Genomic DNA, 10,449 nt, shown 5'->3' with positions numbered 1-10,449 from the left:
CCACCTTGTGATGCCATTTCAGCACCCACTTGTGGTCCAACAATACTGGTATTTAATACTTGTACTTGTGCATGTAGCGGCTCAAGTACTTGAATGATGTCTGGGTAAGTTACCCCTTTAGGTGGTACGGCGTAGCGTAGAATCCAACGACCAGGTTCATCTGCCGCAATTGCCACAACATCTTGCTTAAAACCAGCATCCATCAATGGTTCAATTTCACTGCTAGTGATTTGACTGTTCATCTGAATTTCACTAACAACACCGCCAGTAAAATCAAGACCCCAGTTTAAACCACGAATACAGATGAAGCTGATCGAGATAACCATTAGCGCAATTGACACGATACCGGTCATATAACGCAATTTAGTTAAGTGTGTAATAATCCAATTTTTCATTGCGTTAAACCCTTACATCTCGACGAGAATCACGACCCCAAACCAAGTTAATAATGGCACGGGAAGTAAATATACCAGTGAACATACTGGTTAGAAGACCTAGACCTAACGTCAATGCAAAGCCTTGAATTGGACCATTACCGATTGAGTAAAGAACCACTGCGGTGATCATAGTTGTAAAGTTGGCATCGAAAATAGTACCAAATGCACTACTGAAACCACGATCAATTGCTTGAGCAAAACTGCGCCCATCTCGAACCATATCGCGGATACGTTCAAAAATAAGCACATTGGTATCAACTGCCATACCGACGGTCAATACCAGACCCGCAATACCCGGCAAGGTTAATACCGCCCCTGGAATCAAGGCGATTAAACCGAAAAGCATGATCATGTTAGTAATCAATGCAATGTTTGCAACCCAACCTAAGCGACGGTACCACAATGCCATAAAGACAAGTGTTACGCCTAAACCTAATGCTAGAGCAGCAAAACCATTCTTAATGTTTTCAGCACCCAATGTTGGACCAATGGTACGTTCTTCAACGATAGTAACCGGCGCAGTTAATGAACCTGCACGTAGTAATAACGCCAATTGTTGCGCATCAGCAAGAGAACCTGCGCCTGTAATACGGAAACGGCTACCTAACTGCGTTTGAATAGTTGCAACACTGATGATCTTGTTCGTTTGTACTGTTTGACCTTTCGCGTTACGCGTGTACTCGCTGAACGAAGTCGCCATTGACTGGCCTACGTTATTACGAGAGAAGTCTGACATCATACTGCCACCAGCACTGTCTAAGGTAATATTAACCTCAGGCGTACCCATTTCACCCATGCTCGCACGTGCATCGATAATATGATCACCCGTTAATACAGGCTTACGGCTAACACGTACAGGACGACCGTCTTTGTCGTCAATGATCATTGTGCTACCAGTGCCCTCTTGCTTAACAGCATAGAAAGCCAAACTTGCCGTTGCGCCAATAACATTTTTCGCTGCCGCTGGATCTTGTACACCAGGAAGCTCAATACGAATACGGTTTTCACCTTGACGCTGTACAGACGCTTCTGTAATACCAAGTTGCTCAATACGACCACGCATGGTTTGCAAATTCTGCTGTACCGTTAGGTTACGCAGATTGGTTTGCTCTTCTTCACGCATAGACAATACTAAATTATTGCCTTCGCCATTCTTCGCTTGCCATTGTGGGTATTGAGTACGAAGGTATGTACGAATCTTATCATTCGCTTCTTCACTTGGCAGGCGTACAATAACTTGATTGTTATTAGTCATTTCTGAACCTGCAGAGCGAATGCTTTGCTTACGGAAGTCACTACGAAGATCGTCAGTCAGCTGCTGTGCATGCTGCTTGTAAACCTCTTTCATATCAACATCAAGTAAGAATTGTACACCACCACGTAAATCAAGGCCTAACTTAATAGGCTCAAAACCTAAGCCTAATAACCATTTCGGTGCTGCAGGTTCTAGAGCTAACGTTAAACGCTCTTCATTATGAATAATGCTGTTTAACGCTTCTTTAGTTTTGGTTTGTTCTTTGGTTGAATTAAGCACTACAATCGTACGAGTTGGCTGCTGTTCAATAGTTTTGGCTTCAATGCCTTTTTCTTTTAGAACACGTTGAATATCAAAAGGTGTTGGCATTGCGCCGCCTTTCGCACTGATTTGTACTGCTGCATTTTCGCCATACCATGTTGGAATAGCACTGAGCAACATAATCGAGACTGTCACAATTAACACAACATATTTCCATGCTGAGTAATGATTCAGAATCTGTTTATTATTCTTTTTTCTCATTATTTTAAGCCATATCTCTAGCAACAAGTCATCTTGTTGCGACCGATAACACATCAATAATTATTATTAATATTTCTATTTAACTGAAAGAAAACAGCTCGTTATTATCATATTCACAACCGATAATATTGAGCCTTAACAATAACTATTGATAGATTTAATACATAAATTAATAAAACGTTTTATGTGTAGATGAAAGCAACATCACTAAGTAAAGCACAACATGTCACAAATGACACAAGCGCCAGTAATGTCTTATGCAGTAACGAACGAATGTCCGTAATGTGAATAGAGTAAATTAGATTCTTTCCAGCCAGAGACACGTGATGATGAGGGTTTTATATTTAAAATCCAATCACTTTGTGGGCTGAGGGGCTCGGCATACCCAATAGCAAGCATCGGTATAGGGAGTAAGGGGAATTCAAAGGCTAATTCAAATGTCGGCGCAATTTCATCAGCACTATGATAAAAACTATTCAACGATCGGGTCGAAGTATTAATCATATTTTGTAAATTAATCACTTCAACACGATGATGCCTACCACTATGCGGTGGTAATTTAAGATTGGTTGGTGATGGAAAATTCCATACTAAACGGGTGCTATAAAAAGAAACGGGTAAACCGTTATTGCTTACATAGCGATCCGTTGGATATTTTTGTGTCGGCGCTTGCTCCGTCTCATGGTGAAGAGTCTGAACAGTATAACGAGCCATATCTATCGTCACCATCGTGGTATCAACCGCTTTTGGGTTAAACACTGGCGCTTCAAGAACATCCGTATAAACAGGATTGGTCGAGGTGAAAGGCATAATGTTTGCCTGTGGCGATGCGGAAGCAAATGAACTTGCTCCTAAACATAACACCAATAACATTATACGTAACACAACTGTCAACATGAAGTTTGACTAAACCAATCCATAAAATAAGAGTGAGTGTTATGATAATTGTCTACACAAATTGTTACAAGCGATTAATTTCGAATAATTAATCCTATTGATAAATCTCACTTATTTCCATAAAACACACACAACGTATACCCATTTACGCAATAATTAAGTCTGTTATGATGTTAAAAATTGCTCACAATTAACATCAAGGAAGTATTAACGATGACAGCAAACGTTGCTTTTTTAGGACTTGGAACAATGGGCTATTCAATGGCAGGTCACCTTGCCAAAGCCGGTTACCATGTAACAATTTATAATCGCACTCAAGCGAAAGCTGATGCTTGGGTCCAAGAATATGATGGTACTATTGCCCTCACACCTTGTGACGCGGTAAAAGATGCCGACATTATTTTTACCTGCGTAGGCAATGACAATGACGTGCGTGAAATTTATAAAGGTCAACAAGGCATTTTAGTCACTGCAAAACCTGGGGCTATTTTAGTCGACCATACCACTGCATCAGCCGATGTGGCGCGTGAAATTGCCGATGCTGCACATGCCATTGGTTGTGATTTTTTAGATGCCCCCGTCTCAGGTGGTGAAGCTGGCGCAATTAATGGGTGTCTAACCGTTATGGTCGGCGGCAATGAAGCAGTATTTAATAAAGCCAAACATGCTATTTCACAATATGCAAAAGCAACAACATTAATGGGTGAAACAGGTTATGGTCAAATAACGAAAATGGCTAATCAGTTATGTATCGCGGGTATCTTACAAGGCTTATCTGAAGCTGTAACACTCGCAAAAGCGGCTGGGCTTGATATTCACACCATGACCGAAGTATTAAAACATGGTGCTGCTGGCTCATGGCAATTAGAAAATCGCGCACAAACCATGGCGGCTGATTCTTTTGACTTTGGCTTTGCTATTGATTGGATGCGTAAAGATCTTGCCATTTGTTTTGATGCCGCTGAAAAGCTTAATGTAAAATTACCAATGGCAAAGCAAGTTGATCGCGAATATGAAAAGCTGCAACAACGTGGATTTAATCGTGCCGATACCTCAATTCTAATCAAGCAATTTGATAAATAGTGACTGAAAACATTTAACGATAAAAACAACAAAGCCGTAGCAACAACCATTACTACGGCTTAATTATTTTTTATATCCAAATCAATTATCTGATAAAAATATTAATTATAGCGAAACGAAAATACCCGCTAGCGTCGCACTCATTAAGTTAGCTAACGTCGCAGCCATTACCGCTTTAAAGCCCAATTTTGCCACATCACTACGACGTTCAGGTGCCATTACACCAATTGAACCAATCTGAATCGCGATAGAGCCAATATTAGCAAAACCACATAGCGCAAAAGTAATAATAACTTGAGTATGCTCTGATAATGTTTGTTTAATTGATGCAAAATCCATGAAGGCAACAAATTCATTAAGGATCAGTTTTTCGCCAATAAACGTACCCGCAGCCATCATTTCATGGGTTGGCACACCAATAACAAACGCTAACGGTGAAAAGATATAGCCAAGAATAAGTTGCATGCTAAGAGGCGTTGTTGCAAACCAATGTGACATGGTATCTAAACCAACCATAGAGGTTAAACTTGCAAGTCCATAACCCACTTGCTCTAAGCCAGCATTCGCCATTGCAATCACACTAACAAACGCAATTAACATCGTACCGATTGCAACCGATACTTTCATACCATTCATTGCCCCCGCGGCTAATGCATCAATCGCATTACTGTGCTCACTGGTCGCCATTTCAATTTCAACTTGTTCTTCTGGCACTTGTTGTTCTGGCACTAAAATCTTAGCCATTAACAAACCACCAGGCGCGGCCATAAAACTAGCTGCAATCAGAAATTTAAGATCAACGCCTAAGCCAGCATAACCACCTAAAACGGAACCCGCAACAGACGCCATACCACATGTCATTACAACGAAAAGTTCAGAGCGCGTCATTTTAGCTAAGAATGGACGTACCAATAATGGTGATTCACCCTGCGATAAAAAGATATTACCCGTCGCCACTAATGATTCCGCACGGCTAGTACCCAATAGTTTTTGAATACCGCCACCCAAGACTTTAATTACCCATTGCATGATACCGAAGTAGTACAACAGTGAAATTAAGGCACTAATAAAGATCACCAATGGCAACACACGGATCGCAAATACAAAACCGCTTTTTTCAATATTAGATAAATCGCCGAAAACAAACTGAATACCAACATCAGCAAAGCTCAATAGACCAGCAACACCATGACTCATTGCGCCAAGCATTTTTTGACCAAGAGGCACATACAATACCAATGCAGCAAAACTCGCTTGTAACACTAAAGCACCCAGCACTGTGCGCCAGTTGATAGCTTTGCGGTTATCTGAAAGTAAAATTGCGAATAAAACCAGTACGACAATACCGGCCAAACTAATTAACAACTGCATTATTTCGTCCTATTGTGTTGCGAATAATGTAGGTATTGATTGTGTTGTGGCATCGGAAAAACATTTGCTGAAAGATCAACAAAAGATGGATATTACGCCAAGACGCGTAAATAACTAAAGGGGTGTTCGTCCAATGGTACAACATACAAGTCACCTAAATTAACAAGCTATAGTTAACGCCGGTCCAACTCCGTGGGTCGTTCACATATCCTAGTGACAGCTTGTAATAAGGTGGCTGAACGTAATTGTTCTGGCCGAGGCGGGAGTATATAGAGATCTTGGTCATATTAAAAATTTAGTATAGTGTTTTTTTACATTTATACATAATTCGCACAAATAACATGCTAAATAGCGTTTTTATTACTATTTCATTGAAAAAAAGGCACAAAAAAGCCCAGCTATTTTCATATAACCAGGCTTTTACAATTTAAATATACCACCAGCAAATATCAATGACTGACAAAATAGACCATTAATGATTATTTTGTTAACGCATTATTGAGCCATTCATCAAATGCAGTTTTAGGCATTGCACCATTTAACATATCAACCATCTTACCGCCTTTAAAGACCATAATGGTTGGAATACTACGAATACGGTATTGGCCTGCTAATGCTTGTTGCGCTTCTGTATCGATTTTAACGAAACGAGCAGCACCATTACGCTCGGTTGCTACATCAGCAAAAACGGGCGCAAAACCTACACATGGACTACACCATGGGGCCCAAAAATCAACAACAACAGGTTTATCACCATTAATTAGATTTGCAAAGTTATCAGCTGTACCTTCAATTGGCATGCCATCAAGTAATTTTTCTTTGCAAGTGCCACATGTTGCTTCATCGTTTACACGATCAAGGGGTAAACGGTTTAATGCTTTACAATGTGGGCAACGAGTTGTCATGGTTGTCATAATGAATATCCGAATCTAATTCTAAACTATTGTTATTTAATCTATCCCTATCATTCGCAAAATAAAAGCTGTTTTTACTGATTAAGCTGATAGGAAATACCTATGAGGCCAGATGGGTGCATACCATTATTAGAACACTATCAACTAAAGTAAAAAACTAAACGGATTAATAACTTAGCGTTTTTAATCCGTTTAATACTGTTGACGACCTTATTCACTCAATGGCTGTGTTGCTACAGTATTATTTACCTTTGAACAAGTTAAACCCAATGTATCGAGTTTGGTAACAAATGCTTGGGCTTTACTTTCACAGTAACCGACCTTGTGGTCTGCACTCCATAATATTTGGCTACCGCTTGCTTTGGTGTATTTAACATCACAAGGTACTTTGTTACCCGGTTGACTATATACCACCTCAACAGTCCGCTCTGCGCCGCCATCTTTACACACATACATCTCTTGTGCAGATGCTTGAAAAGATAAAATAGACAACATCAACAATAACATTACTTTCATAATAACCTCAGGATAAGAGCTTTCGCATTAAGTTTAGTAGGCTTAAGGATTAGCACCTCAATACCTCACATTTTATAATACTAACATTTATGTGATGTACAGCCGATTAACAACCACTCTACCGACGACTATTACGTAATATTCTGGATCATATTAAAAAAGCGATCATCTTCACTCACAACCGTAAAACCACATCGAGTATATAAGTGATAAGCAGGACTAATTTTAAACACTCTTAACCTCAACTGTTTTACACCATATTCACGTGCTAATCGAACAGACTCTGTAATAGCTTGAGCACCAATACCTTGATTTTGATATTGAGCGCTAACTTGAAGATCGCGTAAATAGCATTCGTCGTCACCAACAGCTAATCGAATAGCACCTACCACTTCACCATCACACACTATGTCCCAATTTTCTAACCCGGCTATTTGCTCTACTATTGTTGGTTGCTCCCAATTAACAGCATAATGCTCATAATAGGTACGCATATTGTTATATGTAATCTGCGCTGACGCTGATAAATCACGGGTTGATTGGTATAAAATCATGGGCTCTTTCCTTTGTTATCACAACGATCATTACCACAACACTGTGTAAGCTTCATTAATCGGGCTGATTAACAATCGCTAGCCACTGTTGCTGAGTAATTGTATATAAGCAGTGTCGCTCTAACCGATGTCCTTGATCCAATTTAGGATGATTAAAATCCTGCCGTGTATTTTTCATTCCGATTTTAGCCATAACCCGTTGCGAAGGCTGATTCTGCAAAGCAGTGAAAGCAAAAACTGACGGGGCTTTAAGAACCTCAAAAGCAAACTGTAGTGCTTTTGTTGCCGCTTCAGGTGCATAGCCTAATCCCCAATATTCAGCTGATAATCGCCAACCTATTTCGATAAAGGGAGCATTAGGAATACCACTGGTTTCATCTTGACTATGTAGCCCCACAAACCCAATAAACTTCCCGGTTGATTTTAGTTCCACCGCCCAAAATCCCCATCCACGTTGTGCTATAAGTTCTTCTATTCTAGAAGCTTGTGCATCGCTTTCATTATTGGACAATATTGCAGGGAAATAGCGCATTACTTGAGGAGCTGCGTTCAACTGAGCATAAGCACGATAGTCATTCGGCTTCCATTGCCGAAGAATAAGGCGCTGTGTTTCCATATGCATGTTTACTCCTTGTTATATGCTTTATCCTTACCACATAGAGATATATCAACGATGAGTTGCATCAACAACATCTAATCATCATAATTTCAACAATAACTTTTGAATATTGATATTTTCAGATTGAGATTAATGATTATGGATAAGAAATTAATACACCAAGGAATAGAAACGTTAAGCCTTATCGATCAAGATATAGCACAAGCGGTTAAGCAATATGGTTTGCCTGATGGTCGTACTTACCCAAAAGGGTTTGAAGCTTTCCTTTTTACTATTATTAGTCAGCAATTATCGACTAAAGTGGCAATAACAATCACTGATCGAGTATTAGCATTAATGCCAGCTTGCACCCCAGAACAATTTATTCAAATTCCAACACAAGCATTAAGAGATGCAGGCTTATCTCACCGAAAAATTGAATATACACAAGGTATTGCAACCGCCGCAGTAGAAGGCAATTTTGATATCGATGGATTGCAGCACCTTGATGATGAACGCGCAATCAAAACCATCATTAATATGCGAGGCCTTGGTCGCTGGAGCGCAGAGATCTACTTAATGTTTGCTTTAGACCGACATGATATTTTTCCTGCCGATGACTTAGGTATCCTTTTAGGTTTGCAAAAACTAAAAGGATTAGCATCAAAACCAACCCCAAAAGAAGCTCGTGAGATGGTAACGCATTGGGCACCGTGGCGAAGTGTTGGCTCACTATTTTTATGGCATTATTATCATCAGAATTAACGACTGATAAACACCTAGGGAATAGCCACCAGCTCCCCCTAGCCTATTTCAAAATCAAAGATATTTTAATATAGTAGCTCATTGTTGATGTGCAAGGTTATGGCTATCCTTTGTTTTTCAACTAAATCCCTACTACATTCAACCTCTGATAATGATAGAATCTCCGTATCAAAATTACCGAGAAACTCTATGTTTATCCATCACGTTAACGATATCGACTGGCTAGTGATTACAGCTTTTGAAGAACTGAAAACTTTATTTATCGAAGAAGCTGGTGCGATCCCCGGTTGCTTCTCTACCACCAGCGAATTAAGCCTGATTGATCAAGCCAAGCGTAGTTATGGATATTTGCCTACACTCAGCGGTGTAATCACCGACACAGGAACATTTCAAAGCCAGAATAACGAAGCTGATTTAGACCCACAGCTTGCCTGCCTAGTTGAGGGACCTGGTCGAGTATTTATCTATCACGGCGGTTTTGTGGCTTTTGTGAATGACGAGCAAACTTTTATTACTCGAATGGATTGAAAATTTTCCTATAAATTAAATAGACGCATTGGCTGCCCCAGCCATTTATCTGCAACCATTTTATTTATAAACAAGAGCTAACTGAATGCGTCGAATCTTTAGCAAGGTCAGGGCCATAAACAAGTTAGCTCCACTCCACCTCAATTACATTTTATCGGCAAAGTACGCTATGATTTCAGCGGTTGTCATTTCTTTGGTTTGATTAGTAAAGCAATAATAACTAGGGCGAGCATCGCTGAAATACTGCATATCCATTGTTAGCCCTTTTATATCAGGGAACAGACCGACAGGCATATTATATTCACCGCTGGCTTTTACTTTATAGAATAAATGAGTGCCACATTCAGTGCAAAAACCGCGCGAAGCCCAAGCTGATGAGGGATATATTTTGATGTTCTCTTCACCTTCAAAGGTTACTTGAGTACCACATTGAACAGCAAAAAATGGCGCACCACCCCATATTCGGCATGATTGGCAATGGCACACTGAAAACTTAGGATTAACGTCTGCTGCAACAATTTTTACCGCACCGCAAAGGCAGCTTGCTTTTGAGTCTGACATCTTAAAATACCGTTAGTTGATAGATAAAAAAATAGCGTTTATTCATCATAACCACACCTGAAACACTGTATATAAGAACAGTTGTGTTTTGTGATGCCATTCAAAAACATATTTAGAGTAACCAAAACAAGGAATATAGGACAGCCATATGTTTACGTTAAAAACTCAACGCGCTGTGAGTAAGTTTCCTATCGCCCTCCGAGTATTCACTGTAGGGAATGGCGATTGTCAGGTCAGATAATCGCGTTAATTATTATCTATTTTCTGAAATGGAAAGTTATGGGTGTCCTATGTTTTTTTAGGAATATAGGACAGCCATATATTTACTTTAAAAACTCAACGCGCTGTGAGTAAGTTTCCTATCACCCTCCGAGTATTCACCGTAGGGAATGACGATTGTCAGGTCAGATAATCGCGTTAATTATTATCTATTTTCTGAAATGGAAAG

General features: G+C 39.9%; 11 protein-coding genes and 1 pseudogene. 3 read left to right on the top strand and 9 right to left on the bottom strand.

Annotation, left to right across the window (positions count from 1 at the left end; translation table 11 throughout):
• From secF to Q0V26_RS17310, 3 genes and pseudogenes are all read right to left on the bottom strand, one after another.
• Window positions 1-395: pseudogene (secF, locus tag Q0V26_RS17320) on the bottom strand (protein translocase subunit SecF); the annotation flags it as partial.
• 4 nt (window positions 396-399) lie between these two features.
• Entirely contained in the window at window positions 400-2,214 is a 1,815-nt protein-coding gene (secD, locus tag Q0V26_RS17315) for a protein translocase subunit SecD (protein WP_297486161.1), read from the bottom strand.
• Between the two features lie 255 nt (window positions 2,215-2,469).
• Complete coding sequence (locus tag Q0V26_RS17310; RefSeq protein WP_297486159.1) at window positions 2,470-3,024, bottom strand: hypothetical protein; 555 nt, start codon at window positions 3,022-3,024, stop codon at window positions 2,470-2,472.
• Between the two features lie 300 nt (window positions 3,025-3,324).
• On the opposite strand from Q0V26_RS17310, the gene Q0V26_RS17305 reads away from it, so the two are divergent.
• Window positions 3,325-4,194 (top strand): NAD(P)-dependent oxidoreductase, encoded by an 870-nt coding sequence (locus Q0V26_RS17305; RefSeq protein ID WP_297486157.1) that lies wholly within the window; start codon window positions 3,325-3,327, stop codon window positions 4,192-4,194.
• A 105-nt stretch (window positions 4,195-4,299) separates the two neighbouring features.
• Here the strand turns inward: Q0V26_RS17305 and Q0V26_RS17300 are convergent, their stop codons facing one another.
• The 5 genes from Q0V26_RS17300 to Q0V26_RS17280 form a co-directional block, all read right to left on the bottom strand.
• On the bottom strand, window positions 4,300-5,565 hold the full coding sequence (locus tag Q0V26_RS17300) for a NupC/NupG family nucleoside CNT transporter (RefSeq protein ID WP_297486155.1): 1,266 nt from the start codon (window positions 5,563-5,565) through the stop codon (window positions 4,300-4,302).
• 479 nt (window positions 5,566-6,044) lie between these two features.
• Complete coding sequence (gene trxC, locus Q0V26_RS17295) at window positions 6,045-6,479, bottom strand: thioredoxin TrxC (protein WP_045036436.1); 435 nt, start codon at window positions 6,477-6,479, stop codon at window positions 6,045-6,047.
• Between the two features lie 210 nt (window positions 6,480-6,689).
• Entirely contained in the window at window positions 6,690-6,995 is a 306-nt protein-coding gene (locus Q0V26_RS17290; protein ID WP_297486153.1) for a hypothetical protein, read from the bottom strand.
• 131 nt (window positions 6,996-7,126) lie between these two features.
• Window positions 7,127-7,549, bottom strand: coding sequence for a GNAT family N-acetyltransferase (locus Q0V26_RS17285; protein ID WP_297486150.1), 423 nt, complete (start codon window positions 7,547-7,549; stop codon window positions 7,127-7,129).
• 55 nt (window positions 7,550-7,604) lie between these two features.
• Complete coding sequence (locus Q0V26_RS17280; RefSeq protein WP_297486148.1) at window positions 7,605-8,171, bottom strand: GNAT family N-acetyltransferase; 567 nt, start codon at window positions 8,169-8,171, stop codon at window positions 7,605-7,607.
• Window positions 8,172-8,306: 135 nt separating this feature from the next.
• On the opposite strand from Q0V26_RS17280, the gene Q0V26_RS17275 reads away from it, so the two are divergent.
• Window positions 8,307-8,912, top strand: coding sequence for a DNA-3-methyladenine glycosylase 2 family protein (locus Q0V26_RS17275; protein ID WP_297486146.1), 606 nt, complete (start codon window positions 8,307-8,309; stop codon window positions 8,910-8,912).
• Window positions 8,913-9,101: 189 nt separating this feature from the next.
• Window positions 9,102-9,440: a cytosolic protein gene (locus Q0V26_RS17270; RefSeq protein WP_297486145.1), complete on the top strand. Its 339-nt coding sequence runs from the start codon at window positions 9,102-9,104 to the stop codon at window positions 9,438-9,440.
• A gap of 144 nt (window positions 9,441-9,584) precedes the next feature.
• Here the strand turns inward: Q0V26_RS17270 and Q0V26_RS17265 are convergent, their stop codons facing one another.
• Window positions 9,585-10,001, bottom strand: coding sequence for a GFA family protein (locus Q0V26_RS17265; protein ID WP_297486143.1), 417 nt, complete (start codon window positions 9,999-10,001; stop codon window positions 9,585-9,587).
• Window positions 10,002-10,449 lie beyond the last annotated feature (448 nt).

The sequence above is a fragment of the uncultured Photobacterium sp. genome (assembly GCF_947039875.1).
Lineage (GTDB): Bacteria > Pseudomonadota > Gammaproteobacteria > Enterobacterales > Vibrionaceae > Photobacterium.
The sequence above is the reverse complement of the archived record's forward strand: the minus strand, read 5'-3'. Positions and strand labels throughout refer to the sequence as shown.

Excerpts from the sequence above, each read along its gene's own strand:
- Q0V26_RS17285 (WP_297486150.1), bottom strand. The coding sequence starts at position 7,549 with ATGATTTTATACCAATCAACCCGTGATTTATCAGCGTCAGCGCAGATT.
- Q0V26_RS17270 (WP_297486145.1), top strand. The coding sequence starts at position 9,102 with ATGTTTATCCATCACGTTAACGATATCGACTGGCTAGTGATTACAGCT.
- Q0V26_RS17265 (WP_297486143.1), bottom strand. The coding sequence starts at position 10,001 with ATGTCAGACTCAAAAGCAAGCTGCCTTTGCGGTGCGGTAAAAATTGTT.
- Q0V26_RS17290 (WP_297486153.1), bottom strand. The coding sequence starts at position 6,995 with ATGAAAGTAATGTTATTGTTGATGTTGTCTATTTTATCTTTTCAAGCA.
- Q0V26_RS17310 (WP_297486159.1), bottom strand. The coding sequence starts at position 3,024 with ATGCCTTTCACCTCGACCAATCCTGTTTATACGGATGTTCTTGAAGCG.
- secD (WP_297486161.1), bottom strand. The coding sequence starts at position 2,214 with ATGAGAAAAAAGAATAATAAACAGATTCTGAATCATTACTCAGCATGG.
- Q0V26_RS17300 (WP_297486155.1), bottom strand. The coding sequence starts at position 5,565 with ATGCAGTTGTTAATTAGTTTGGCCGGTATTGTCGTACTGGTTTTATTC.
- Q0V26_RS17275 (WP_297486146.1), top strand. The coding sequence starts at position 8,307 with ATGGATAAGAAATTAATACACCAAGGAATAGAAACGTTAAGCCTTATC.
- Q0V26_RS17280 (WP_297486148.1), bottom strand. The coding sequence starts at position 8,171 with ATGCATATGGAAACACAGCGCCTTATTCTTCGGCAATGGAAGCCGAAT.
- trxC (WP_045036436.1), bottom strand. The coding sequence starts at position 6,479 with ATGACAACCATGACAACTCGTTGCCCACATTGTAAAGCATTAAACCGT.
- Q0V26_RS17305 (WP_297486157.1), top strand. The coding sequence starts at position 3,325 with ATGACAGCAAACGTTGCTTTTTTAGGACTTGGAACAATGGGCTATTCA.